General features: G+C 43.6%; 22 protein-coding genes and 4 tRNA genes. 12 read left to right on the top strand and 14 right to left on the bottom strand.

Annotation, left to right across the window (positions count from 1 at the left end):
• Positions 1 to 153 precede the first annotated feature (153 nt).
• Positions 154 to 1395, bottom strand: coding sequence for an NADH:flavin oxidoreductase/NADH oxidase family protein (locus QL886_RS05545; RefSeq protein ID WP_290177919.1), 1242 nt, complete (start codon positions 1393 to 1395; stop codon positions 154 to 156).
• A gap of 210 nt (positions 1396 to 1605) precedes the next feature.
• On the opposite strand from QL886_RS05545, the gene QL886_RS05550 reads away from it, so the two are divergent.
• On the top strand, positions 1606 to 2304 hold the full coding sequence (locus QL886_RS05550; RefSeq protein WP_290177920.1) for a TetR/AcrR family transcriptional regulator: 699 nt from the start codon (positions 1606 to 1608) through the stop codon (positions 2302 to 2304).
• Positions 2305 to 2367: 63 nt separating this feature from the next.
• Positions 2368 to 4566: a molybdopterin oxidoreductase family protein gene (locus tag QL886_RS05555; RefSeq protein ID WP_290177921.1), complete on the top strand. Its 2199-nt coding sequence runs from the start codon at positions 2368 to 2370 to the stop codon at positions 4564 to 4566.
• A gap of 89 nt (positions 4567 to 4655) precedes the next feature.
• Here the strand turns inward: QL886_RS05555 and QL886_RS05560 are convergent, their stop codons facing one another.
• Both QL886_RS05560 and QL886_RS05565 read right to left on the bottom strand, forming a co-directional pair.
• Entirely contained in the window at positions 4656 to 6035 is a 1380-nt protein-coding gene (locus tag QL886_RS05560; RefSeq protein ID WP_356625809.1) for a D-amino acid dehydrogenase, read from the bottom strand.
• 39 nt (positions 6036 to 6074) lie between these two features.
• Positions 6075 to 6827, bottom strand: coding sequence for a folate-binding Fe/S cluster repair protein (locus QL886_RS05565; RefSeq protein ID WP_290177924.1), 753 nt, complete (start codon positions 6825 to 6827; stop codon positions 6075 to 6077).
• A 299-nt stretch (positions 6828 to 7126) separates the two neighbouring features.
• Here QL886_RS05565 and QL886_RS05570 point away from each other — a divergent pair, with 299 nt between their 5' ends.
• Both QL886_RS05570 and hemL read left to right on the top strand, forming a co-directional pair.
• Positions 7127 to 7480 carry a zinc ribbon domain-containing protein YjdM gene (locus tag QL886_RS05570; RefSeq protein ID WP_057758016.1) on the top strand — a complete coding sequence of 118 codons (354 nt, stop codon included), beginning with the start codon at positions 7127 to 7129 and terminating at the stop codon, positions 7478 to 7480.
• Between the two features lie 91 nt (positions 7481 to 7571).
• Positions 7572 to 8873 (top strand): glutamate-1-semialdehyde 2,1-aminomutase, encoded by a 1302-nt coding sequence (gene hemL / locus QL886_RS05575; RefSeq protein ID WP_290177925.1) that lies wholly within the window; start codon positions 7572 to 7574, stop codon positions 8871 to 8873.
• A 160-nt stretch (positions 8874 to 9033) separates the two neighbouring features.
• On the opposite strand, the gene QL886_RS05580 is transcribed toward hemL, so the two are convergent.
• Positions 9034 to 9369, bottom strand: a complete 336-nt coding sequence (locus QL886_RS05580) for a DUF962 domain-containing protein (protein WP_290178128.1) — start codon at positions 9367 to 9369, stop codon at positions 9034 to 9036.
• 460 nt (positions 9370 to 9829) lie between these two features.
• Between QL886_RS05580 and ppx the strand changes: the two genes are divergently transcribed.
• The 5 genes from ppx to QL886_RS05605 all read left to right on the top strand — a co-directional run bounded on the left by ppx (position 9830) and on the right by QL886_RS05605 (position 15818).
• Positions 9830 to 11395, top strand: coding sequence for an exopolyphosphatase (gene ppx / locus QL886_RS05585; protein WP_290177926.1), 1566 nt, complete (start codon positions 9830 to 9832; stop codon positions 11393 to 11395).
• A gap of 177 nt (positions 11396 to 11572) precedes the next feature.
• A complete protein-coding gene (locus QL886_RS05590; protein WP_290177927.1) occupies positions 11573 to 12376 on the top strand; it encodes an acetyl-CoA carboxylase carboxyltransferase subunit alpha in 804 nt (267 codons plus the stop codon).
• A gap of 167 nt (positions 12377 to 12543) precedes the next feature.
• Positions 12544 to 14118: a tRNA lysidine(34) synthetase TilS gene (gene tilS, locus QL886_RS05595; RefSeq protein WP_290177928.1), complete on the top strand. Its 1575-nt coding sequence runs from the start codon at positions 12544 to 12546 to the stop codon at positions 14116 to 14118.
• Positions 14119 to 14295: 177 nt separating this feature from the next.
• Positions 14296 to 15129 carry a pyrroline-5-carboxylate reductase gene (proC, locus tag QL886_RS05600; protein ID WP_102093237.1) on the top strand — a complete coding sequence of 278 codons (834 nt, stop codon included), beginning with the start codon at positions 14296 to 14298 and terminating at the stop codon, positions 15127 to 15129.
• Positions 15130 to 15248: 119 nt separating this feature from the next.
• Positions 15249 to 15818: a YggT family protein gene (locus QL886_RS05605; protein WP_101205146.1), complete on the top strand. Its 570-nt coding sequence runs from the start codon at positions 15249 to 15251 to the stop codon at positions 15816 to 15818.
• Between the two features lie 108 nt (positions 15819 to 15926).
• Here the strand turns inward: QL886_RS05605 and QL886_RS05610 are convergent, their stop codons facing one another.
• Positions 15927 to 16721: a hydroxymethylpyrimidine/phosphomethylpyrimidine kinase gene (locus tag QL886_RS05610; RefSeq protein WP_290177930.1), complete on the bottom strand. Its 795-nt coding sequence runs from the start codon at positions 16719 to 16721 to the stop codon at positions 15927 to 15929.
• Between the two features lie 351 nt (positions 16722 to 17072).
• Between QL886_RS05610 and QL886_RS05615 the strand changes: the two genes are divergently transcribed.
• From QL886_RS05615 to QL886_RS05625, 3 genes are all read left to right on the top strand, one after another.
• Positions 17073 to 17162: transfer RNA gene (locus tag QL886_RS05615), tRNA-Ser, on the top strand.
• 181 nt (positions 17163 to 17343) lie between these two features.
• Positions 17344 to 17420: transfer RNA gene (locus tag QL886_RS05620), tRNA-Arg, on the top strand.
• Positions 17421 to 17645: 225 nt separating this feature from the next.
• Positions 17646 to 18308 (top strand): RDD family protein, encoded by a 663-nt coding sequence (locus QL886_RS05625; protein ID WP_290177932.1) that lies wholly within the window; start codon positions 17646 to 17648, stop codon positions 18306 to 18308.
• Between the two features lie 97 nt (positions 18309 to 18405).
• Here QL886_RS05625 and QL886_RS05630 read toward each other — a convergent pair whose 3' ends face one another.
• The 9 genes from QL886_RS05630 to lolB all read right to left on the bottom strand — a co-directional run bounded on the left by QL886_RS05630 (position 18406) and on the right by lolB (position 25328).
• Positions 18406 to 19485, bottom strand: a complete 1080-nt coding sequence (locus QL886_RS05630; RefSeq protein WP_290178129.1) for a calcium/sodium antiporter — start codon at positions 19483 to 19485, stop codon at positions 18406 to 18408.
• A 188-nt stretch (positions 19486 to 19673) separates the two neighbouring features.
• Entirely contained in the window at positions 19674 to 20054 is a 381-nt protein-coding gene (gene panD, locus QL886_RS05635) for an aspartate 1-decarboxylase (protein WP_010196068.1), read from the bottom strand.
• 100 nt (positions 20055 to 20154) lie between these two features.
• Positions 20155 to 20736 (bottom strand): aminoacyl-tRNA hydrolase, encoded by a 582-nt coding sequence (gene pth / locus QL886_RS05640; protein ID WP_290177933.1) that lies wholly within the window; start codon positions 20734 to 20736, stop codon positions 20155 to 20157.
• Between the two features lie 176 nt (positions 20737 to 20912).
• On the bottom strand, positions 20913 to 21593 hold the full coding sequence (locus QL886_RS05645) for a 50S ribosomal protein L25/general stress protein Ctc (RefSeq protein ID WP_057758040.1): 681 nt from the start codon (positions 21591 to 21593) through the stop codon (positions 20913 to 20915).
• Positions 21594 to 22021: 428 nt separating this feature from the next.
• Positions 22022 to 22969, bottom strand: coding sequence for a ribose-phosphate pyrophosphokinase (locus QL886_RS05650; RefSeq protein ID WP_057758042.1), 948 nt, complete (start codon positions 22967 to 22969; stop codon positions 22022 to 22024).
• A 109-nt stretch (positions 22970 to 23078) separates the two neighbouring features.
• A tRNA-Gln gene (locus QL886_RS05655) sits at positions 23079 to 23156 on the bottom strand.
• A gap of 240 nt (positions 23157 to 23396) precedes the next feature.
• Positions 23397 to 23472, bottom strand: a tRNA-Gln gene (locus QL886_RS05660).
• 167 nt (positions 23473 to 23639) lie between these two features.
• Positions 23640 to 24605: a 4-(cytidine 5'-diphospho)-2-C-methyl-D-erythritol kinase gene (gene ispE, locus QL886_RS05665; RefSeq protein ID WP_290177934.1), complete on the bottom strand. Its 966-nt coding sequence runs from the start codon at positions 24603 to 24605 to the stop codon at positions 23640 to 23642.
• A gap of 90 nt (positions 24606 to 24695) precedes the next feature.
• Positions 24696 to 25328 carry a lipoprotein insertase outer membrane protein LolB gene (gene lolB, locus QL886_RS05670; protein WP_290177935.1) on the bottom strand — a complete coding sequence of 211 codons (633 nt, stop codon included), beginning with the start codon at positions 25326 to 25328 and terminating at the stop codon, positions 24696 to 24698.
• Between the last annotated feature and the right edge of the window lie 98 nt (positions 25329 to 25426).

The following is a 25426-nucleotide window of genomic DNA, read 5'->3' on the forward strand; positions in this document are numbered from 1 at the left end:
GAAAACCTTGAGAAAATGGTGTGATATTTAATCCTTATCTACTACAGCCCCAAAAAATATATTATTTATCCAAAAATAATTATGTAAATAAAAAAGCAGAGACTCAAAAATAGAGTAGCTGCTTTTTTTATTATCTTTAAAACTGATTGAAAACTATCTCGTTGGATACTTATTCAAATAATGATGATAGCGTTTAGTGAGTTTATTTATTCGTATACGATCAGAAATCAATGAGAAAACTGGTAAAGCATTTGGTTTGGGATATTTTCCTTGCCCCATACGCTGTAATTGTCGCTTGATGACGGCCATTGTAGCAACTGCACTTAAAGTTTTATCTTTCCAGCGTACCACAGGATTATGAGCACTAAGCGTACTGTCATTTTCCCAGTCATTCGGTAGAGCAGGGCTCATGGCTAATGCGGTTCCCATACCAACCACTTCAATCCCTTGTGCCAGTACATCTTCTGCGACAGCCAATCGCCTAACGCCACCTGTCGTCATGATAGGCATGGTAGCAACTTGGGCAATCTCTTTTGCAAAGTCTAAAAAGTAAGCTTCTCGTTGCAATGTGCGACCATCTGCTGTGCTGCCTTGCATGGCGGGACTTTCATAGCTGCCACCTGATAGTTCAACCAAATCTACCGCCAATTCATTCATCGCTGAAATAACCACTTTGGCATCATCTGCATCAAATCCTCCGCGCTGGAAATCGGCTGAGTTTATCTTCACAGCGACTGCAAAGGTAGGCGCAACTTGAGCACGAACGGCTTTGATTACTTCGATTAATAGTCGCATCCGATTCTCAATCGAACCGCCATATTCATCTTTACGTTTATTGGTAAGCGGTGATAAAAATTGAGAAATTAGATAGCCGTGGGCGGCATGAATTTGTACACCATCGAAGCCAGCTTGCTCTGCTTTTAGTGCACTATCGGCAAACCGCTGGATCAATTGTTCAATATCTTGCTGCGTCATCGCACGCGGTTTACCAAATAAATGAGAGTGCTTGCCTAAGTCGATCGCCACGTCAGAAGGTGATAGCACATCGCCACCCATGGCAGCATATACTTGACGACCAGGATGATTGAGCTGCATCCAAATCTGCGTATCGTTGTGCTTAGCAGCATTTGCCCACGCTCTAAAAGGCGCTATCTCACTGTGTTTGTCTAATACGACCCCACCAGGCCCTGTCATAGCGCGGCCATCGACCATCACGTTTCCCGTGATTAACAGACCTGTCCCGCCTTCTGCCCAGTTTTTGTATAGACGGAGCAGAGTAGGGCCAGGGACTTGACCGACATCAGCCATGTTTTCTTCCATGGCAGCTTTCGCTAAGCGGTTGGGTAATGTAGCGCCACAAGGAAGCACTAAAGGGGAGAATACAGGTGATGTCATGATAGTGGCCTAGAAATGGTTGTTTTGTGAAGCATGAGTTCTACTATGGGTTTGGCTATAGACATATGGTTTAAATGACTATAACCTTATAGCTAAGATATTCGCTATCGGCAATTGACCATTATCATCACATTTTTTTGGCACAATAGCACCTAAGGTAAATTACTGGTGTGTCGATATAATTATCTATTGAATAGGAAGACCTCTGCATTGAATGTACTAACGCAGGATTTGACAGTCCCAGTAGAATCTAAACGTGAGCTGGCGAAAGCCAAGACTCGGCGTGCGTTATTAAAAAGTGCCTTGCGGTTGTATAGTTTGGAAGGTGCTCAGGGCATGAGCATGAATAAAGTTGCCAAAGGTGCAGGTATTGCACAGCCCAGTTTTTACAATCATTTTGAGAGTCTAGAGGCGCTACAAAACGAGCTGAGCACCCAACTAAAAGATAATTATCTATCACCGATGCGACTGGCATGGGTCAATATGCTCAAAGATTATGATGTGCTGAGTAAAGATCAGTTTAATCAGCAATGTCGACAATGTCTGATTATGATTTTTGATTCTGCATTTGAGAATATTGCGCTGTTTCAGCATTTGCTCGAAGACCGTCCTAGATTTAGTGACAGTATAGAAAACCAGTCATCATTGAATAATGGACTGGGCAATCTGATTACCGAAATACAAGAAGAATGGACAGAGATATTTATTCAGGGATTGCAGTTATCCAATCGTACTTGCGAGCGCAGTGCTGTCAATCTATGCGTCGATATGGCGGCGGCACAAGTACATGAGTTGATATTGGGCTGTCATCAGCAGCGTTACTCAAGACAACAAGCGATTGCCACGTTGAGTATCAGCTTTGATGCACTGTTCGCCAATTTTTTGCACGGAAGCAATACTAGTCAGTAGTGATAATAAGCAAAAATTATTGTCATGAAGTCTAGAACAAAAAACACAACAGGGAGAGTGACTATGGCCATAACCACGGCTGCACCAACGTTAGGCGAAACGCAAACGCATTTTAGAACTTGTACATTGTGCGAGGCAATGTGCGGCGTTGAAATAAAACATGATGGCGAAAAAGTCTTGTCGATTAAAGGGGACAAAAACGATCCCTTTTCGCAAGGCTATATTTGCCCGAAAGCCACCGCTTTGCAAGATTTGCACGAAGATCCTGACCGTTTGCGCCAGCCGGTAGAGAGAACGGTAGACGGTTGGAAAGCTATTAGTTGGCCAGAAGCGTTAGATAAAGTCGCCGCAGGTATTCAATCCATACAGCAAAAGTATGGTCAAAATGCGTTGGGTGTTTATTTGGGTAATCCTAACGTACATAACATGGGCGGTATGTTGACCATCAAACAACTGCTTACCAGTTTAAAGACGCGCAGTCGTTTTTCTGCCACCTCTATTGACCAGCTGCCACATCATATTATTAGCATGCATCTATTTGGTCACATGCTGCGCATTCCAGTTCCCGATGTCAATAACACACAATATATGCTTATTATCGGTGGCAATCCGTTGGCTTCTAACGGCAGTATCATGACTGCGCCTAACATGCGTCAAAAGCTAAAAGATATTAAAGCGCGCGATGGTAAGGTGGTAGTGGTTGATCCAAGACGTACCGAAACTGCAGACATCGCTAGCGAACACCACTTTATTCGTCCAGCGACGGACGTACTGCTGCTATTAGCCATGCTCAATGAAATCTATACGCAGGGTTATGCCAAGCTCGATACTAGAGTGGCAGCCTTGACACCTGAGATCGATCGACTTGCTTTGTTTGCTGAACAATACACGCCTGAGTCAGTGGCAGGTATCACGGGTATTACCGCAGCCGAAATAAAACGTATCGTTAAAGAGTTTTGTGAAGCGGAAAGCTCAGTTTGTTATGGCCGTATGGGCATCTCGGTGCAAGAGTTTGGTTTGCTCAGCCAATATCTATCTATGGTCATCAATATCGTCACGGGCCGTTTAGATGAAGTGGGCGGACTCATGTTCCCAAATCCTGCCGTCGATGTTGTAAATAGCTCTGGCCCAGGCTATCTGGGTAAACGTCATAGCCGCGTCGGCAACTTGCCAGATTTTAATGGTGAGTATCCAGTGGTTGCAATGGCAGATGAAATGTTAGTCGAAGGGGAAGGCCAGTTAAAGGGATTCGTTACGGTCGCTGGCAACCCGGTTCTGAGTACGCCAAATGGTGAAAAATTGGACGAAGCATTATCTCAGTTAGAATTTATGGTTTCGCTTGATTATTTCGTGACTGAGACCAGTCGCCATGCCAATATTATTTTGCCGCCTGTATCACCATTAGAGCGCGACCATTATGACATTACTTTTAACGGCTTTGCCGTGCACAATGTCGCCAAATATTCGCCTGCTTTGTTTGATAAAACCGACGATACCAAGCATGACTGGGAGATTTATTTAGGACTGGCAGAGCGCTTAGACAAAGATGCGCCAGAAGCAACGCAGAAAGAACGTGCCGCGACAAAAGCATTTGGTCCTAAGTTCTTGTTAGAGCAAGGCCTAAAGTATGGACCTCATAAAGAGGTGACATTTGAAGCCTTAGTCGAAAATCCGCATGGTATCGATTTAGGTCCGCTGCATCGTATGTTGCCAGAGGCCATCAAACATGCCGACAAACAAATTCATCTTCATGTCGATTTTTATCAGTCAGATTTGGCACGTGTTAAAGAAATGGTGCAACAGTACAACAGTAATGAGATTTTGCTAATCGGTCGTCGTCATGTACGTAGCAACAACTCATGGTTGCACAATAGTCATCGATTGGTAAAAGGTAAATCTCGCTGTACATTGATGTTGCATCCGCAAACGGCAGCGCAACATGGCATTGTAGAGGGTCAAGATGTCAGAGTAACTTCTCGAGTGGGTAGCGTGGTCATTGCAGCAGAAGTGACGGATGAGCTGATGCCAGGAGTGGTCAGTATTCCGCACGGCTTTGGTCACGGACGCAAAGGCGTTAAGCAAAAGATTGCGCAAGCGCATGCAGGTGTCAGCGTTAATGATTTGACTGATGAAACCTTAATTGATCAGTTGAGTGGTAATGCCGCAGTCAACGGTGTGCCTGTACAATTAGAAGCATTGGATATGGGTGTAGATGGTTTATCTACTGCTACAGAGACTGTAGCGAAAGGTGCACTAGCATAAAGTTAATCGCAAGTTCATAGACATACAAAAAAGGCGTTCACGTAAAGTGAGCGCCTTTTTTTTGTAATCTAAATACATCACTGAGCCGATCAAACGCTCATACCGATAAAATCAAAATCGACGTTGGGCGTTTCACCTTGGATTAGCAAACTAAGGGCTTTTGCAGAGCCGCAAGAGTGTGTCCATCCCAAGGTACCATGTCCTGTATTTAGCCATAAATTGTCGAAAGTCGCTGAAGCGTTATGACTACCATGTTTGACTTGACCACAGTGTGCGCGACCAATCAAAGGTACGTTCGATGGGGTCATCGGGCGCAGTCCTGTCCAATATTGCACCGAGTTTGCGATAATACCTTTCGGAAATAACTGCTGTACACGCCGAGTGATGGCTTCACAGCGCGTGGCATTTAAGTCTAGGTTATAGCCATTAAATTCTGCGGTTCCAGCAACACGTAATTTGTCACCCAGTCGTGAGGTAACCAGTTTAAATTCATCATCAATCAAACTGACAAAAGGCGCTAAGTGCGGCGCCCGTGGATTTACCGTATAGGTAGCCGAATATCCCTTCGCAGGGAAAATAGGTACGTGGATGCCCAATGGTTTTAGTAGAGATACACTATAGCTGCCAAGCGCGACCACATGACTATCAGCCGTGAAGGTCTGCGCGTTTTCGCCTTTTGGACGGATAGTAATACTATGTACATGCGGACGCGCAGAGTCAGTATCAGTATTGAGTGCTAAAATTTCGGTATCATATAAAAACTGTACACCAGCGTCGATGCAGCGCTGCGCCAAACGTTGGGTAAACAGGTGCGCATTGCCAGACTCATCACGGCTGGTATAGGTTGCCCCAGTTAGCTTATGCGCAATTGGGTAGAGCGCTGGCTCTAAATTGACGGCATTGTTAATATCAATCACATGGCGCTCACAACCAAGCGCTTGCATACGTTCAGTTGGTTCGATAGCCGCATCAAACTCTGCCTGATTGGTATAAAAGTGCATGATACCGCGTGTTTGCTGCTCGTAGTCGATACCAATATCCGCGCGCAGCTGTTGTAAGGTATCTCTTGAATATAGACCTAAGCGCACCATTTGCACAAGATTGGCATCGGCTCTATCGGCGCGGCACTCTTGCAGAAACTGCATGGCCCATTTGAGCTGCGCTTTATCCGCACGCAAGCGATACAGTAGCGGAGCATCTTCTTTAAACAACCATTTGAGCGCTTTCATTGGGGTCGCAGGATTGGCCCAAGGCGTGGCATGTGAGACAGAGATTTGGCCGCCATTGGCAAATGACGTTTGCATACCTGCTGCCGGTTCGCGCTCAATCACAGTCACATCATAGCCTACTTGACGTAGATACCATGCGGTGGTCACGCCCACCACGCCTGCTCCAAGTACCGCAATATGTGTCATAGGATTCTCTATGCTCATGTTAGTCATGATGGTAGATATATAGTAAACTACCATCACCTTCGCTACGTCGCTTGCTTGATTTGATTTCTATTTTTACTTAGGACGCGCAACATCTATCTGTAGTGCAGCTGGCAAGTCCAATATGCTCAAATCGCTTTCTGCCAATTGCTCAGGACGCGCCACCACCAATGCGATAAAACCCTCATCGGTTTGCATGCTGTTGACCACTTGGATTTTGTCTAGCTTTTCGCCTGCCGTGGGCACATCGCCAGTACCTTTCACATAATGCAAAAATGCTTTGGGTGCAGATTTAAAGTAGATGCGAGCGATGACTTCCTGACCTAAGTAGCAGCCTTTATCATAGTCCATGCCGCCGCGCTGATGTAAACGCAGCTCTTGCGGTTGAAACTCACCTTGAGTTGCAGCCACAATCCAATAATTACCTGTGGCTATACTGCACGCCATCCAAGCCTGCGTATCCTCAGCAGTATTATGGTCGTCTTTGTGGCTAAAAGTTGGCTCATCTGCTAGTACGCAAGGAGAAATCGCTGCTGGTGCACTGGTCTCAAATTTAGAAAACGCCCCGTACTTATTAAGATGTGCCTGAAAAGACTCAGCACAGTCGCTACTGATGACCACATCATAATGTTTCTCTGCTTGTTTTTTGATCCAGATGCCAAACTCAATACGACCTTTTAGGTTACCGATGGCGGCTGCCTGATAGCTAAGCCCGAGCTTGGTAACGTCACAAGTTAATTGCCCTTGCAAGAATTTTTCGGCGTCTTCGCCTTGGATAGTTAATTGCGAAAACTGCAGTACGGCTGATAAATTTGAAGACTGAGTCATTGTTATTATCCTTCTGATGAGAGCTTACTTAGTAATAATATAGAGGGTAAATCGAAGTGATAAAAAGTCATATGGGCGCTTTTATCATTGACAGTATTTGTACACATAAATCTAAATGAAGCTAAGAAGAGTACCACAAAAAACCCTGTCATAAAAAACGTCATCAGTAAGCGATGAGTTAAGTGTTAAATTGGGCATAGCGTTTGATTTTCAAGCGTACAAATTGGTTAAAGATGGTGAGTTACGGTACAATATCAGCTCTACAATTAACCTAATGTACGATGGCTGCCGAGGAAATAATGAGCTTACCAAATTGCCCTAAATGTGATGCTGAATATACGTATGAAGATGGTGCGTTACTGGTATGTCCTATGTGTGCTCATGAATGGACGGCGGCTGAGACTGATGCAGCGCAAGCTGAAGACCAAGACGCAGTCATACGTGATGCCGTTGGCAATGAGTTGCAGGACGGTGATGCGGTGACGGTCATTAAAGACCTAAAAGTCAAAGGCTCTTCAATCGTGATTAAAGTAGGGACAAAAGCGAAAAGCATTCGCCTGTTGCCAGATGCTACTGACGGTCATGATATCGACTGCAAACTTGATGGCTACGGGCCAATGAAGCTTAAGTCTTCTGTGGTCAAAAAAGCTTAAATTGTAAAAACTTCTTGAAAGATTCAATAATAAACAAATATAAATTAGACGCTCAATCAAAAAATACCGACGCTATAAGTAGAGAATAATTATGAGTACTAAAAACGAACAGCTTTTTGCGCAAGCACGTAAACACATTCCAGGTGGTGTTAACTCACCGGTTCGCGCCTTTGCAGGGGTCGGTGGTACGCCAATCTTTATGCACCGCGCCAATGGCAGCAAAATTTATGACACCGAAGACAACGCCTATATTGACTATGTTGGCTCATGGGGCCCAATGATTTTGGGTCATGCGCACCCAAAAGTCATCGATGCGGTAAAAAAAGCGGCTGATGATGGTCTAAGCTTTGGTACGCCCACACCGTTCGAGACGACAGTTGCAGATAAAATTTGCGAAATCGTACCAAGCGTTGAGATGATTCGTATGACTAGCTCTGGTACAGAAGCGACCATGAGTGCGATTCGCTTAGCACGTGGTTATACTCAGCGTGATAAAATCGTTAAGTTTGAAGGTTGTTATCATGGGCATTCAGACAGCCTATTGGTAAAAGCAGGCTCTGGCATGCTTGATATTGGTGAGCCAACATCAAAAGGTGTGCCAGCAGATTTTGCTAAGCATACGATTACGATTCCTTATAATGATCCGCAAGCGATTAAAGACTGTTTTGAGAAATGGGGCGAAGAAATTGCCTGCGTTATCTTAGAGCCTATCGCTGGCAACATGAACATGGTTATCCCGACACAAGAGTTTCATGATACGTTGCGCGCAGAATGTACTGCTAATGGCGCAGTATTGATTTTTGATGAAGTCATGACGGGCTTCCGCGTTGGTCTTGGCGGCGCGCAAGCCCATTTCGGTATCGACCCTGATTTAACTTGCTTTGGTAAAATCATCGGTGCTGGCTTACCCGTCGGTGCTTTCGGTGGTAAAAAAGAAGTCATGTCTTGCATCGCGCCACTTGGCGGTGTCTATCAAGCTGGCACGTTATCAGGTAATCCACTAGCGATGCGCGCTGGTATCGCTATGTTTGAAGACTTAACGGCAGACGGTTTTTATGACGAATTAGCAGCGAAAGTTGATCACCTAGTAGACGGTTTCCAAGCAGCAGCCGACAAACATGGTATTCATCTACGTACCAATAAGCTTGGCGGCATGTTTGGCATGTTCTTTGTCAAAGACAGCGCAACCGAAACACCAAAGAACTTCGATGACGTGACAGAGTGCGATATGGACGTATTTAATACTTTCTTCCACGGTATGCTAGATCGCGGTATTTACTTGGCACCGTCAGCTTATGAAGCAGGCTTTATGTCTATCAAACATAACGATGAAGATATTGATGCGTCAATCAAGGCGGCTGATGAAATATTTGCAGAAATGGCGAAAGCATAGTTTAGCCATGTAAGTTATTAGCTAACTAAAAAGTTGCAGTTTAAAAAACCAGCAAGATCGTCCTGTGATCTCTGCTGGTTTTTTTGTTTATCGACATCTTATTTATAATAATGTTGGGAATAATATAAAGTTTGTCATTTAATTTATATGACGACTAAATTTATCGTGCTTTATCAAACTTGCGATCTCTCAAGCTCAGATTGCCTCGTAGCACATCGCTATACATACGAAAATCGCTGACAAAGCTTTTCAATGGAAACTTAAAAGAAGCGGGCGTGTTTTTTTCAAAGAAAAAGTGTCCAACCCATGCACAGGCATATCCAGCAGCGATGCCCTTTACCAAAGGCTTAGCTGAGCCAGTTTTGACAGACTTTGCCAGTCCTAATAAGCCAAAGCTACTACCTGCGAAATGTAGGCGGCGACAGGCCATGTTTTGATGCTCATCTAAGTAAAAATCATAAAATGCTTGTTTGGGCGAAGTTTCAGTTTTTACCATGTCTTTTTTAGCGCTACTGATGGGAGTTTCAGTATTTTGGGTTGCGTCTTTTGTCGTGGTCTGATTCATGTGACTAGCTTCCTTGCTGGTGGGTTTGACAACTACTAATTGCGGATGGTTTTTAACCGATTAGCTGGTGATTTTTGAAGTAAATTATACAGATAAAAGGTTTATAAATAACGGTTTTTTACCATGATGTTGATAGCTTTCAATGTAGCAAACCGATATGAGTAACACAAGCGCTAGATGCTGAGCCGACACCTGTCAGTTTATAGGGTGGTCGTCGATATCCCTGCTACAGTTTTGCATCGCTTGCGAGTGTTTGGCATAAATGCTTTAATGATAAAATTGCCCTGATTTTTGTGGTTACTACTTTTTTCTATACATGTGATTTTATAACTATATAGCACGTGATTTTGGTAAACTATCCACTCTCTCTAACACGGTGACGACTTGTCCTATGCCTATTGACTACCTTACGAATCCGCCAATTGGCGATGATGAAATGATGGCAGCCATCGATATTGGTTCCAACAGTTTCCATTTAGCTATTGCTCGTCTTGATCATGGGGAAGTGCGAAAAGTAGTCTCGATGTCTGAAAAGGTACAGCTCGCTGCCGGTCTGGACGAAAATAATATTCTAAGCGCAGCCGCTGAGCAGCGCGGTCTTGATTGTTTAAGCCGCTTTGTGGCGCGCTTGGATTCAGTACCGCCAGAGCGGATTCGTGTGGTCGCGACCAATGCGCTGCGTCAAGCCAAAAACGCCAACGACTTTATTTCCCGTGCCAATAAAATCCTGCCAAAACCTATTGAGATTATCGCGGGCCGCGAAGAGGCGCGATTAATTTATTTGGGCGTCTCGCATACCAACGAGAGTAGTGATAAACGCTTGGTTATGGATATTGGCGGCGGTTCGACAGAGTTTATTATTGGTCAAAATTTCGATCCATTATTGACTGAAAGTTTACAAATGGGCTGTGTTTCTTTTACCCAAAAATTCTTCGCTGACGGCCTGATTACTAAAGAAGCTTTTAATAGTGCGATTTCGGGTGCACGCAAAGAAGTCTTAGCCATCAATGGTCGCTATCAAAAGACAGGCTGGAGTAGCGTGGTTGGCTCAAGCGGTACAATCAAAGCGGTGCGTAATGTTTTAGTATCAAAAGGTTGGGCCGATGAGCAAGAACGCATTACTTACAAAGGTGTCAAAAAATTAGAGAAATTGCTGATTAAGATTGGCAATATTGATGATATCGAGTTAGAAGGCGTCAAAGAACATCGTAAAGCTGTATTTCCTGCTGGTGTGGCAGTGCTGCGCGCGGTGATGAAAGTGCTGGGTGTTGAGACCATTACCTACTCAGATGGTGCGCTACGTGAAGGCGTTATGTACGATATGCTTGGCCGTTTTGCTAGTGAAGATGTGCGTGACCGCAGTGTATTAGCCTTAATCAAGCGTTACTCAGGGGACAAAAAGCAAGCCAAACAAGTGGTAAAAACCAGTCGTCATTTATTTGAACAAGTAAAAGACAAGCTTGCGCTGTCCAATGATGATTGCGACTTGCTCAGACGTGCTGCTTTCTTGCATGAGATAGGACTGGCAATCAGTCATAGTAGTTATCACAAGCACAGCGCATATTTACTTGAATACTCTGATATTCCAGGATTCTCGCAAGTCGATCAAAAACGCATGGCGCAGCTGATGCTTAACCATCGCCGCAAGCTTAAAGCCGATATGCTAGAGCAGACTTGTCAGATTGGTGGTGATCAGTTGGTTTATCTCTGCTTATTGCTGCGCCTCGCCGTACTGGCACATCATAGCCGCAGTGATTATGCGCTACCAGAGCTAGAACTAAAGGTAGTCGATGAAAACAGCTGGCAAATCACTTTAGCGGATAGCAGTGAGCATTATGCGTTCTTGCTCGCAGATTTGCGTACTGAGATTGACCAGTTTGCTAAGTGGGGCGTGCAGCTTAGTGTGATTGAAGCCCAAGAGGCCGAGACTCCAGAGGTTGAGCAGTTACCATTGTAAGTATTGAGTTAAAGATTAACATAACAAAAGCGGTGTTGTCGATAATGTCATGCTATTTAAGATGTGCTACTATAGCTCCTATTGAGTTTACAACTGTACTTTCATTATCTGAATACGGATAACGATATTATTCTTAAACATAAATACATTAAGTATAATTATTAAAGGGAAGCGTCTATGAGCACTGTCTGGGATAGTGTGCAGCTTGCACGACACGCCAAGCGTCCATTATTTATGGACTATGTTAATCAGCTTTTTACCGAATTTGACGAGTTGCATGGCGACCGTGCTTTTGCCGATGACAAAGCCGTTTTAGGTGGTCTTGCGCGTTTTGATGGTCAGCCTGTGATGGTAATTGGTCAGCATCGTGGTCGTAGCACTCGTGAGCGTATTGCTCATAATTTTGGTATGGCCAATCCTGAAGGCTATCGTAAAGTGATTCGTTTGGTCAAAATGGCCGAGCGCTTTAACATTCCGGTGATGACCTTTGTAGATACCCAAGGTGCTTATCCTGGTATTGGCGCAGAAGAGCGCGGACAGGCGCAAGCGATTGCAGAAAGCATCGCTGTATTCTCTAGTCTGAAAGTGCCTGTAATCGTGACTATCATTGGTGAAGGTGGCTCAGGTGGGGCATTGGCAATTGGTGTTGGTGATAAAGTAAATATGCTACAAAACAGTATCTACTCAGTTATCTCGCCAGAAGGTTGTGCTTCTATCCTATGGAAGACCGCTGAAAAAGCACAAGATGCTAGTGAAGCACTAAAATTGAATGCCATTAACCTTTACCAAATGGGTTTGATTGACGCTGTCATTGAAGAAGGCGAGGGCGCACATGTACAGCCACAACCTGTGATGAATGCCTTAAAAGCTCTGATTACTGAGCAGCTTGACGAGATTAAAGATTTAGATCCTCAAAAGCGTTGTGAGCTACGTTATGAAAAGCTAAAGTCTTTCAACTCAGAAGTGATGTTGCCTGCTTAATTGGTTGCTATGGCACCTTTATTGTTAAGTCGCTATTATTCAATAATAGGTTTTTCATATTAGCGTCTGAGTCTTAATGCTAAAATAAAAACGTGTCATTTAATGGCGCGTTTTTTTTTGGCTGTTATTATATGAAGCATCTAAAATAACGAAAAATAAGGCTGACTATGACCAGCAGCGCAATCATCTCACACCCTATTAAATCAATTGGCGATTTGCCAGTTGATGAGACTCTGGTGACAGCTTTCTTGAGCAGTATGTCTGAGTATAGTGATCAGTTGCATGGTCGCCGTCTTTGGTTAGCATGTAGTGGTGGGCGTGATTCATTGGCACTTGCGGCGCTGTGTGTACAGCTCTATCGACAAGGTAGATTGCCATGTCTGCCGCAGCTATTACATGTCGATCATGGGTTACAATCGGATAGTCAGTATTGGGCTAAGCATGTCGCCAATTGGGCGCAAGCACAGCAGATACCTTGTCGCATTTTACAGGCACAAGTGAACGGACATGATGAGCAGGCCGCTCGGCAAGCACGCTATAACATCATGCGTGCTCATATTAACCAAGGCGATGTATTGCTATTAGCGCATCACGCTGATGACCAAGCTGAAACGGTGTTGATGCGATTGATTCAAGGAGCTGGGGTTAACGGCCTGTCTGGTATGCAGCCATGGCGAGTGCAAACGCAGGGCGTACAGCGCAATATCCTGTGGCGACCTTGGCTCACGATACGACGAGCCAATATTAGCGCCTACGCCAAGCGTCTACAACTGCCTTATATAGATGATCCTACCAATGACAGCGGTGACAATGTACGTAGTGGGCTACGCCGCGATATCATGCCAATACTGGCTACATACAATCCTAATGTCATTGACAATATTGCTCGTAGTGCGCAGCTATTAAGTGATGCACAGGAAACAATCAATGCTCAAGCTATGCAGGATATGCAGCAGACGGAGAGTACAGACCTGCAACTTTTACCCGCACAGCGCGTGCTAAATATCGATGCGTTGCAAAAGCTACCCATGTATCGGCAACGGCAACTATTGCACTATTGGCTCGGTCAAGATGAGCCGTTACCACCTGCTAAGCAACTCGTCGATGATGTGCTAACTCTCAGTCAACGTGATGACCAAGATCATCAGACAGAACTGTTTTGGCAAGGTCGTAAGGCATCTTATACTATTCGCCGCTATCGTCAGCAGCTCTATCGTATGAGCAGCAAATGGCTGTCTTGGCTAAACGTACCGCTGACCGAGCAGGTACTACCATTATCCAGACTGTCTTTATCTAGTAACTCATCTAGTGATTCAGCTAATAATTTAACATCACTCACTGTGCGGAGCAGTAGTCGTTATACTTGGCAGTTGCAAGTAAAAGCAAATGCGCTGGTACGATTGTTAGAAAATAGTGTAGACGGAATAGCACAGCAGGCAGTGTTAAAAATAGCACCGTTAGACCGTCAGCAACGGCTAAAAACCGAGATGGCTGTGCGCCCACAAGCAGGCAAAAAACTGTATCAAACGCTTGGGATTCCACTATGGCTACGAGACAGCTTAATGGTAGTCAGCATCACTTTTATAAAAAAATCTGAAGTTGGAAGTGATATAAAAACTGATATTCCTCTACTACTAGCATCGCCATTTGAGAGTTGGCTTTTGAGTTCCGAGCAGACCGATAGCGATGTTAAAAGCAATCAATTGGCTGAGTACATTGCAAGTGATCTTAGTCTAAAATAAAAAGTGTCAAAAGTTTAATATCCGTTGGCTGACTCATTGATTTTTATCAGGTTGATGTCAGGCGTGACATTTTGAATTTATCAAACGGTAATAGTGGCAGTATGATAAACTGAGTGTCGTTTTACATATCAGTATGTTAAGTTGAATACCTTTGAATTTTGTGACTAGGAGACAAGTATGTCGGTATTAGATAATAAAAAAATCAGTTTTATTGGTGGCGGAAACATGGCACAAGCGCTCATTAGCGGGCTTGTGGGTTGTGGCATCAAACCAAATCTAATCACGGTCGCCGATCCTAGCAGCGATGCACGTGAGCAATTAGCCGCCAAAGGTTTAAATACTGTTGATCCAATGGCTGATCCAAAATCTGCTGTGATCGGTGCAGATATCGTGGTACTTGCAGTCAAACCACAAATGATGAAAGTAGTGGTAAGTGCTTTTGCAGATGTATTAGACACTCAACTGGTCATTTCAGTGGCAGCAGGTTTATCGACTGATCTTTTATCAAACATGTTGGGCGGCTATAGCAATATCGTCCGTGCAATGCCAAACACGCCTTCTATGATTCAAATGGGTGCGACTGGCCTCTACGGTACAGACAATATCTCAGCGGAACAGAAGCAGCTAGCAACAGCCGTTATGGAAGCATCAGGTTTGGTCATGTGGGTCGATGATGAAGAGCATATGCATGCCGTTACAGCGGTATCAGGTTCAGCGCCAGCGTATATGTTTTACTTTATCGAATCGATGGTCGATGGGGCTGTTGCATTAGGGCTAGATAAAGAACAAGCCTCAGCGCTTGCTATGCAGACCATGTTAGGTGCTGCAAAAATGGCGATGAACAGTGATGATGCACCAGCTGAGCTACGTCGCAAAGTCACTTCACCGAACGGTACTACTCAGGCAGCGGTTGAGTCAATGCAAGCCAATGAGATTGGTCGTCAAATCGGCGAGGCCATGCAAGCTTGCTATGATCGTAGCCAAGCGTTAAGTGAAGAGATGAGTAAGTAAACACTGACAAGGTGTGCTGTAAGTTACCACTGACGACACACCTTATGTAATCATCAGCATCTGATAATGACATTTGTCATCCTAGAATCTGTTAATAATGTCACATTGAGTAGCACTTCATGAACAACATGTTATTTCAAATTTTTGATTTGGTCACCACATTCGCTATGATGCTGGTGTTTATTCGTTTTATGTTGCAGTTTGCAGGGATGGATGCGAGCAATCCGATGATTGCACCTGCTTATAAAGCGACGCATATCGTCGATGTGTTTGGGCGTATTTTCCCGACTGTTGCACAGGGTCGTATTAGCATTGCCGCTATCGTGCTGATGTTCTTGATTCGTCTAATCGATATCTCTGGAAAGGCCGCATTAACGCATAAAGGTATTGCGCCTGTACCGCTATTCTTTACGGGCACCACTAGCTTATTGTTAGACTTTTTACGCATGTGTCGCTATCTAGTAATTGGTTCTATCATCGTCAGCTGGATTGTGGTGTTTACCAGATCTGAGCATCCGATTATTGGCATTATCATTAATTTGGCTGAACCTATTTTGGCCCCGTTTCGTCGTATTACGCCGAATTTAGGTATGCTAGACTTATCGCCAATGGTTGCTTTCTTAGCATTTTATTTGCTGGAGATATTTATTGGTGGTTTGGCTGCGAGTGTGTTGCCAACGTTAGGTTAAGTCTAATAGAGTTAAATTTAAAGACTGTCATAAAAAAGGCGTTCTATAAAAATATAGAGCGCCTTTTTTGCGTCTGTTACTTGGGTAAGCTATGACTTTATAAATATGCTAAAAACGAACAAAGCGATTGGGTATGAGCTGAGCTTGAGTATCGTCAGGATGCGGTGCATCAGCTGCCCGCAATGTCTGGGTAATCCAACTATCTGCCGCTTGTACTGCGTCGATGAGAGCGTCGCCCATTGCCAAGCGTCCAGCGATAAAGCTGGCGAGTGAACATCCTGAGCCATGGAACTCGCCGTCTAAGCGCGGCAAAGTACTTTTATGGACCATTTTCCCCTGTATATATAAGTACTGCTCGATATCACCACTATCAAAATCATGTGAAGTTTTTACGAGTACAGCATGAGCGCCTTGAGCACATAGCTTTTTCGCACCGACATGTAAGTCTTGCTCACCACTAAGCGCACGTAGCTCATGAGTGTTTGGAGTGATTAAAGTGGTGTAGGGCAGCAATTGTCTAAAGGCGTTAACCAGAGTTTTTTCATCGCCCAAGCTGCCACCGCTATTTGCGACTAGTACAGGGTCTAAGACAAATGGCGTATTATTATCGATAATTTGATCAGCAAATAATTCGGTCAACATTGCGATATTATCAGTGGTGCCGAGCATACCTGATTTGATAGCACTAACAGGCAAGTCATCAAGAACCGCAGTAGCTTGGGCTTTTACCAATGATGCTGCACAAGCCTCAAAGCCAAACACCTGCTGTGAGCTTTGGATAGTGACCGCCGTACAAGCGATGGTGGCATGTGCCCCTGATTGTCCAATGGCCTCGATATCCGCTTGTAATCCAGCACCGCCTGAAGGGTCTAATCCTGAAAAACACAGTACGACAGGTCGCATAACAGCTCCTTTTGAGATATTTTGAAGTAAGTGACAAATACTATAGCCACCTACTACTAAAAAATCTATCATAGTCTTATGCTTGCGGATGAGGCATAAGACGGTAGAGTGGGTAGACCTAATATTAATAAGCAATTCAATATTCATATTTAGCGATGATATGCCGCAATTTTCCGTATAAAAATGCAATATAAGTACTTATATCTATAATTTTGATAAAAGCCGCATTAAATCTGTAGACAACGCTTGCAATTCGTTTTGGCTTTGTTATAATACTCGCCCACGACATGAGACGTATTGTTAGCATCAATACTATGTTTATAGATTTTTTATAAATGTCTTGAATCGTTAGGTGAAGTGGGTGAGTGGCTGAAACCAGTTCCCTGCTAAGGAACCATACGTGTAAGCGTATCGAGGGTTCGAATCCCTCCTTCACCGCCATTTATTCAGTTGTTATTAGAGTAATAACGCAATATACTGCGTTAAACATTTTAATAATTAATTCAAAAAATAATTTGTTTTAATTAAAAAAGATGTTGACACAAGCGATATTATCTATATAATGACCAACCTAATTTACTGCAAAAGATATTATCTGCGCAGTGGATAAAGTGCAAAATACGCGCCTGTAGCTCAGTTGGATAGAGCACTTGGCTACGAACTAAGGGGTCGGGAGTTCGAATCTCTCCAGGCGCACCATTTGCATAATAGCTTAATTTAAGCTGATAAAACATTAAAATAATCGCCTGTCTTATGACAATTGGCGGTTTTTTTATGTCTGTAGCTTTTACCTTTCTACTTATTTATTCTATGACCATCTTTTGTATGTAGTATGATCGGACAGTCACCTAGGATAATGTACGATAGCCCCACCATTTACGGTACAATAGCGTTACTATTCACTGCTTGCTATGAGCTTGTACCATGTCAAAAAGTCCATCTAAACGTCCGTCAAAAACGACTCGCAAATCAAAGCCTCAATCGAGTGCGCCTGTACAGCGAGATCCTAACGAAGAGCCAACCATTGCTAAGCCTATGATTCGTGTCGTGGCGATTCTCTATGATGGTATGCTGATTTTAGCGTTATTGTTTTTGGTTGGTACTATATTGACTGTGGTCGGCACGCTATTGACTATGGAGACGGGTACTGAATCCTCACAAGCTCAGTCACTGCCGCTTTGGTATCAGAACGCCATTATGACGCCATCATTTGTACTGACGCTCGTGGCATTCTACGGAATATTTTGGCGCCGTGGTGGTCAGACATTGGGGATGCAGACGTGGCGATTAAAAACGATCAATGATTCAGGTCAATGGCTAACATGGGGTCAATCGTTTAAGCGTATCTTGGCCGCTTGTTTGATGCCGCTGATTTTCGGCATTATTGGCAGTCTTATTGATGGATCACGCGCCGCCTTATTGGCCAGCGCGTTTCTTGGTTTGGTATTCAACTATGTGTTCTGTCTGTTCAACCCTCGCGGTTTGGCAGTACAAGATATGCTGTCCAACACCATCACCCTAAAAATGCCGAAAGTGGCATATGAAGGGCTATGGCGCGGTTTTAAAAATCGTAAGAAAAAACCGTAGTCTGATTTTATTGACGTAACAATTTTTATTGAACTAGTAACTCTTATCGACGTAACAATGTAGTTGTACCAATGCTCAGTTGGTTCAGTCTAAACAGTTACATACTAACGCTTTGGATCAGCCATGCGGTGTAGCCCATAAAGAACAACACTAATGTGGCACCTGACGTACGACCGAACTGGCGTTTTGTTTTAAAGGCAAATACGCATAGTGTCACTAGCAATATCGTCAAAACCCCCATCGCCATCACATCACGCGATAGAATCACTGGGTCGGCTGCGATAGGAGCAATGACCGTTGCCAAGCCGACAACTGCCAAAGTATTGAAGATATTAGAGCCGATGATATTGCCAAGCGCCATATCATGTTCGCCTTTACGGGCAGCTGATAAGCTCGATACCAGTTCAGGCAGTGAGGTCCCGACTGCGACAATCGTTAGACCAATGATAAGCTCACTAAGACCCCATAGCGTTGCCAACTCGACAGCGCCCCAAATGATAGCGCGTGAGCTGGCTACGAGCATCAGCATACCGATAATTAAACTGACAAGACCACGCGTTACGCTTGGTTCTAGCTTTTCTAAGCTCTCTGAGTTATTTAAGTGCTCTAAGTTATTTAAGTGCTCTAAGTTATTTGAGTGCTCTAAGTTATTTGAGTGCTCTAAGTTATTTGAGTGCTCTGAGTCAGCACTAGCCACGACCATATCGTCTTCGTGCTCATGATAGCCTTCGCGTATACTCATTATGATCTGTAGTCCTAAAACGGCGACCAACAAAATCAACAATACGATACCATCAGCTTGGCTTAACGTCCCATCACGTAGCTGCCAAGCGGCGATGACAGTAATCAGTAGCAGCAAGGGTAAGTCGCGCTTTACGATGCCTCTACGGATGATAATAGGGCTAATCAATACAGTTGCACCGAGTACCAATGCGATGTTGATGATATTTGAGCCATAAGCGTTACCTAGAGCCAGCTCAGGGCTGCCTTCTATTGCTGCTAGTACTGATACCACCATCTCAGGCGCTGACGTGCCTATACCCAATATTAAGACACCAATTAAGAAGCTAGGCACACTAAACTTCTTTGCTAGTGCTGTCGCCCCATCAATGAAGACATCGGCACTCCAAACTAAAATTGCTAACCCAATCAGTATTGCAAGCGCGGCCAACCACATCATTATGTTTCCTTGTATATGATGAAAAATGTGAATTTGATAAATAAAAGTGGCATAAAAAAAGCCGAATCTTGATTTAGATTCAGCTTTCCCTTTAGCATCGAGATTTTTAGTAATAATAGCAGCTAATTCAAAGATGTAACTTTGTGTTTATCTTAAATTTACCAAAACCTCACTATCCTGTCATATTAAGCAACTTGTACAGGAATGATATTTGCTGTGTCTTTAACGGTGTTGTCTTCGTTGCAATAGACAAGTTTTGGCTGATACGTTGACGCTTCAACTTCATCAAAATGCGCGTAAGCACAAATGATAACGATATCGCCCAAATCTGCCATATGAGCCGCAGCACCATTTAATGAGATAATACCAGAGCCCGCCTCAGCACGGATAGCATAGGTGCGAAAGCGCTTACCGTTGGTCACGTTATAGATATCAATAGATTCATTTTCGCGTAGACCAGCAAGATCTAATAGATCGCCGTCGATACCGCAAGAGCCTTCGTAATGAAGCTCGGCATGGGTAACACGGGCACGGTGTAATTTGCATTTAAGCATATTAAGTAGCATAGGTTGGTTCCTTGGCGTAACTGATATTAATTAACTAAATCAAAAGGTTAATGGGGATAAAACTGCCAAAATAAAAGGTCATTATCATTGAACGACTATATTATTCTGGTAATTTAAAGCCATTAATTTGTGAACGTGCTTTTTCAAGATCACCATCTAACAATAATGGGAGCGCCTCAAAAGCCGCTGTCAGCGCGCTATCAATCGCAATCTGCTCATCAGGAGATGCTTTAGAGAGAACGTGTCCACTAACTTTAGACTTGTGACCAGGATGGCCGATACCCACACGCAGGCGATGAAAATCATTGCCAATATGCGGTGTGATATCACGTAGGCCGTTGTGACCACCATGTCCACCGTCTGTTTTGAGTTTGATACTACCAGCTGGAATATCGAGCTCATCATGAGCAATCAACAATTCATCATTTTTGATGCCATAGAAATTTACCATAGGCACCACTGACTGACCAGATTTATTCATAAACGTCAGCGGCATAAGTAAACGCACATCAGACCCATGAATCTGTCCACGCCCTGTCACTCCATGAAATTTCTTATCAGGGGAGAGCGTGATATTAAACTGCTGAGCCAAATGATGGACAAACCAAAATCCTGCATTATGACGCGTAAACATATACTGCTGACCAGGATTACCAAGACCGACAATAAGCTTTATGGCCATAAAAACACCCTGCTTGAATTTGATAAATAGGGGTAAGGTGTGAAGTACTGATAGACAGTTTATTTTCAAACCTTACTTACAAAAACAGCAGGAGATTTTAATCACCTGCTGTCTTATTGACTAAACGAATGTATCACTAACCAGCACAAAATAATACACTAGTTAGAAATAGTATATTACTCGCTGTCTTTGTTTTCTTCAGTACCGTCGTTTTGCTCAGTTGCTGGTACTTCATCAGCATCAACGTCAGCATCAGCATCAACTTCTTCTACTGTTGGTGGCTGCATGTTAACGATAGTACGGTCATGACCGTCTTCTAGCTCAAGCTCATGAATTACAACGCCTTCAGGAAGTTTGATGTCTGATAGACGGAACAAATCACCGATTTCCATGCCAGACACATCTACTTCTAGGTATTCAGGAAGCTGTGATGGTAAGCAGATAACTTCGATATCAGATACTAGAGTAGATAGTACACCAGCAGCAGCAGTACCAGGCGCATCTTCACGACCAGTGAAATGAACAGGAACGTTCATGTGGATTTTCTGACCTTTTACAATACGCTGGAAATCAGCATGCATTGGGAAGCCTTTAGCTGGATGGCGCTGCAAGTCTTTGATAACTGCTTGATGCTCTTCACCATCAACGTTGATAGTCAAGATGTGTGAGAAAAACGCTTCGAATTCTAGTGATTTTACTAGTTCGTTAAGCTTGATAGAGATAGCTGTTGGCTCTTCGTTACCACCATAGATGATAGCAGGAACTAGGTTCTGCTTACGTAGGCGGCGGCTCGCACCTTTACCTTGTAGTTCAGCAGCACGATCAACGGCGTTTAGTTCAAAATGATTAATGCTCATGGATATAATCCTATAAAAAAAATGATGAAGTGTCTGGTCATAAAAAAGTGGATTTGCGACCAATCCACTAATACGTGATGATAGCTAATATTATCGTTACGAATAAAACTCGTAATGTTTAAGATTAGCCATTTGCTTATAGCCGCGCTCGCTATGATAAATGATAATTACTATAACGATGGTTGCTGTTAAGCATGATCAGCACTTTTGATAGTGCCAGCCTAATAAAAACAACGAAAAGGTCAGCACAGGCGCGCATTATACGTGATTCTGTAGCAATAATAAAGACCTACGCAAAACGCCTACATAAAACAAAGCGCCAAGTAATGTTACTTGACGCTCTGTTTTTTAACTATTTAAGATGTCTTACTACAGTCATTGCTACTAAAAATTACTGCAATAGCTGTTTTAAAAATAACTGTATCAGATTAAGCGTCAAACATCGCGCTAATAGATTCTTCGTTATTGATACGGCGTAAGCTTTCAGCCAGCATCGGTGCAATACTTACCTGACGGATTTTGCTACAGGCTTTGGCTTCAGCAGATAGTGGAATCGTATCGGTCACAACCACTTCATCCAATGCAGATTCGCTGATGTTTTTCAGTGCGTTACCTGATAGGACAGGGTGCGTGATATAAGCTAAGACGCGACGTGCACCATTTTCTTTCAATGCTTCAGCTGCTTTACACAATGTACCTGCAGTATCGACCATATCGTCAACGATAACGCAATCACGGTCACGAACATCACCAATGATGTGCATTACTTGTGACTCATTGGCACGAGCACGGCGCTTATCAATAATTGCCATGTCGGTATCGCCCAGCTGTTTAGCCATCGCACGTGCACGAACCACGCCGCCTACGTCAGGTGAAACAACCATGATATTGTCATAGTCTTGCTTTTGTAGGTCGTTTAGCAATACAGGGGTGCCGTAGATGTTGTCTACAGGAATATCAAAGAAACCCTGAATCTGATCTGAGTGCAAATCAACAGTCATTACGCGATCGATACTAACGATGTTCAGCATGTCAGCGACCACTTTAGCCGAGATAGGTACACGAGCTGAGCGTGGACGACGATCCTGACGAGCATAACCAAAATACGGCATGACTGCTGTGATACGGCCAGCACTAGAGCGACGCAAAGCGTCAGCCATCATCATGATTTCCATCAAGTTGTCGTTGGTCGGTGCACAAGTAGGCTGCATGATAAACACATCTTTACCACGTACGTGTTCTTTGATTTCCACGGCAATTTCGCCATCAGAAAAACGCGTGATGTCAGCTTTACCAAGAGGTATGTGAAGATGATCGGCTACGGTTTTTGCTAATTCTGGGTGGGCATTACCCGTAAAAATCGCCAAATAAGGCATGACAGAAGTCCTATTGATTGACTCAAGCAGCGACCGCTAAGCAGTGTCAAACTGCTCAAATTAAGAAAAGAGTGGTGAAGGTGTTGAAGTATACTATTACAGTAAAAAATGGCAGGGGTAGCTGGACTCGCGAACCAACGGATGTCAGGATCAAAACCTGATGCCTTACCAACTTGGCTATACCCCTGTAATGTCTAAGCTATGAACAACCGATATATAATAGCGACTAAATAGTCGTTCTTGATATGGTGTCATGACCTGTCAGTTATCCAAAAAACGGATAATCCGTTTAAAACATAACTTTTCCCTAGCGGTGTCCATTGCGAACTATACCGAAACTGGGATAACGTTGTCAATGACAATAAGATAAGTGGCTGTCTATAAACCGCTTATACTCGATGTATCTCTAACGCTTCGTACTAAAAAATGGCAGGGGTAGCTGGACTCGAACCAACGGATGTCAGGATCAAAACCTGATGCCTTACCAACTTGGCTATACCCCTATTGTGGCGACCTATTATAAGTAAATTTTCAGATTTTGCAAGTCATTTGCGGCTTTTTCTGGTATTTATTCATCATAGGTTACTGCTGGCGCTATTTTAGCAAATTAAAATCGGCAATCCTACCGTTGTCATTGTTTAGATGATAAGAAATCTAAAGGTTATATGTGCTATTTTAAGTTTCCAGCGAGATATGCCGTACAAGGCGCATCTGCAATCCACTGTACTAGAATTTTCTTATCAGTGGCTACGCTCGCATCTAGAGGTAAAAACACGGCACTACCAGAGCCAGTCATTCGTGCTGTGCTCAGTGTTTGCGCTTCTAACCCCTGTAGATAACTTAAGGCATCTGCAACAGCAGGAGCAAGGCTTGTGACTACTGGGGTAAAGACATTATGATAAGGCGTGGTGAGCGTTTGCACATAGTTAGCGTATCGGTTTTGGATAGTTGCAACCGATAGGGGCGCGATATCTCGCTGTAGTTTAGGATGCGCAAATAGTTTGGCAGTATTTACATGAGCGTTAGGCGTCAGTACTAAATATTGCTGGTCAGGCAACTCAATCGTAGTTAGTTCCTCACCAATACCCATCGCAATAGCGTCTTGGCCAAAGATAAATATAGGTACATCCGCACCCACAGTTGCGCCAATCTTTATGAGCTCATCACAAGTAAAGTTAAGCTGCCAAATCTCATTGAGCACTAACATAGTCGTTGCTGCATTAGATGAGCCACCACCCAACCCTGCGCCCATTGGCAAGTGCTTATCTAAAGTGATATGCACTTTTGCTAATTGGTCAGGTAAAGTGTTTGACTGTATGGCAGATGCTAGCAGTGCGCGCGCTGCTTTGAAAATTAAATTGTCTTCTATATTAGTAGTGATAGCCTCTGCACCATCTAGTATCAATAGCTGATGACAGAATTGATTAGCACTTAATTCACTAGCTATAGTAGAAATCACAGCATCATCACTGACTGAAAAATGCAAGTAATCGCCCCAGTCAAGCAGGCGAAATACCGTTTGCAAATTATGATAGCCGTCGGTACGTTTACCCGTGATATGCAAAAATAGATTGAGTTTTGCAGGCGATAAACGAGTAATCATAGAAACAGATGGTTCGGCTATATTTTCAGTCATATTTTTTTATCATAAGGTGCAGTTATAAATAGCTCTCTTAATAAGCAATAATGATTTTTAGCGTAGTTCATATCATCAATCAGTGATGGATTAATGGTTGATCGTCATTACAACTTTGTTGCCTTGTGGCTGTACTGCACTAATTTTACTAGGTAGCTTATCCGTGCCTTTATAGGTAAAGCTGGCTGTCCACTCACCATTGACTGAGCTAACTAAACGATTCTGCTCATCCATTTGTGGCGCACTATCTGAAGGTGCTGGGCGACCAGAAATCCAGTAAGGCATTTGTGAAATTGGTGCTTGCCAACCAGTGGCTTTCTTTAGCAAGGTTTCGGGGTCATCAGCAGTCAATGTGCCCGTCTTTTCGCTAACTAGAGTAGCGGTCTGACCATTGTATTCGATGTTGGTTTTACCAATGCCGAGTGCGCCAATCAGCTCAATGGCAAATCGGTCGTTTTGCTGACCCCATGCATAAAATGCACTACCACCTTGAGTACCTGTCGAATCATTCGCAGGCGTCGTCACCCCAATTTTACCGGTAATATTAAAGCTCTCTAGCTTTTTGGGTTGTTCAGCGTTTTGACCTTGTACAGTCGTCGTTGGCTGGTTAGTCGCGTTGGCCGTTTTTAATGACTGACAACCAGAGGTAATGACCATTGCTGCAGTTATAGCAGTAAACAGAGCCAATTTATTTGGTTTATAAGAAGTGATTAATGCTGACATAATAGTTTCTCAAAATGGAAAGATGAACAAAGATATTAGCTTAAGCGTTATTTGTTGCTCGGTTATGCACGGCTGTTAGCTTCTTATAACGACCTTGT

The sequence above is a fragment of the Psychrobacter sp. APC 3281 genome, assembly GCF_030407815.1.
Taxonomy (GTDB): Bacteria; Pseudomonadota; Gammaproteobacteria; order Pseudomonadales; family Moraxellaceae; genus Psychrobacter.

Coding starts and splice junctions, on each gene's coding strand:
- QL886_RS05580 (WP_290178128.1), bottom strand. CDS start 9,369: ATGGTAAAAACTGAAACTTCGCCCAAACAAGCATTTTATGATTTTTAC.
- lolB (WP_290177935.1), bottom strand. CDS start 25,328: ATGTCAGCATTAATCACTTCTTATAAACCAAATAAATTGGCTCTGTTT.
- QL886_RS05605 (WP_101205146.1), top strand. CDS start 15,249: ATGAACAACATGTTATTTCAAATTTTTGATTTGGTCACCACATTCGCT.
- tilS (WP_290177928.1), top strand. CDS start 12,544: ATGACCAGCAGCGCAATCATCTCACACCCTATTAAATCAATTGGCGAT.
- QL886_RS05630 (WP_290178129.1), bottom strand. CDS start 19,485: ATGTGGTTGGCCGCGCTTGCAATACTGATTGGGTTAGCAATTTTAGTT.
- QL886_RS05650 (WP_057758042.1), bottom strand. CDS start 22,969: ATGCCTTATTTGGCGATTTTTACGGGTAATGCCCACCCAGAATTAGCA.
- QL886_RS05545 (WP_290177919.1), bottom strand. CDS start 1,395: ATGACATCACCTGTATTCTCCCCTTTAGTGCTTCCTTGTGGCGCTACA.
- proC (WP_102093237.1), top strand. CDS start 14,296: ATGTCGGTATTAGATAATAAAAAAATCAGTTTTATTGGTGGCGGAAAC.
- hemL (WP_290177925.1), top strand. CDS start 7,572: ATGAGTACTAAAAACGAACAGCTTTTTGCGCAAGCACGTAAACACATT.
- panD (WP_010196068.1), bottom strand. CDS start 20,054: ATGCTACTTAATATGCTTAAATGCAAATTACACCGTGCCCGTGTTACC.
- pth (WP_290177933.1), bottom strand. CDS start 20,736: ATGGCCATAAAGCTTATTGTCGGTCTTGGTAATCCTGGTCAGCAGTAT.
- QL886_RS05565 (WP_290177924.1), bottom strand. CDS start 6,827: ATGACTCAGTCTTCAAATTTATCAGCCGTACTGCAGTTTTCGCAATTA.
- QL886_RS05645 (WP_057758040.1), bottom strand. CDS start 21,593: ATGAGCATTAATCATTTTGAACTAAACGCCGTTGATCGTGCTGCTGAA.
- QL886_RS05570 (WP_057758016.1), top strand. CDS start 7,127: ATGAGCTTACCAAATTGCCCTAAATGTGATGCTGAATATACGTATGAA.
- QL886_RS05625 (WP_290177932.1), top strand. CDS start 17,646: ATGTCAAAAAGTCCATCTAAACGTCCGTCAAAAACGACTCGCAAATCA.
- ppx (WP_290177926.1), top strand. CDS start 9,830: ATGCCTATTGACTACCTTACGAATCCGCCAATTGGCGATGATGAAATG.
- QL886_RS05555 (WP_290177921.1), top strand. CDS start 2,368: ATGGCCATAACCACGGCTGCACCAACGTTAGGCGAAACGCAAACGCAT.
- ispE (WP_290177934.1), bottom strand. CDS start 24,605: ATGACTGAAAATATAGCCGAACCATCTGTTTCTATGATTACTCGTTTA.
- QL886_RS05590 (WP_290177927.1), top strand. CDS start 11,573: ATGAGCACTGTCTGGGATAGTGTGCAGCTTGCACGACACGCCAAGCGT.
- QL886_RS05610 (WP_290177930.1), bottom strand. CDS start 16,721: ATGCGACCTGTCGTACTGTGTTTTTCAGGATTAGACCCTTCAGGCGGT.
- QL886_RS05560 (WP_356625809.1), bottom strand. CDS start 6,035: ATGGTAGTTTACTATATATCTACCATCATGACTAACATGAGCATAGAG.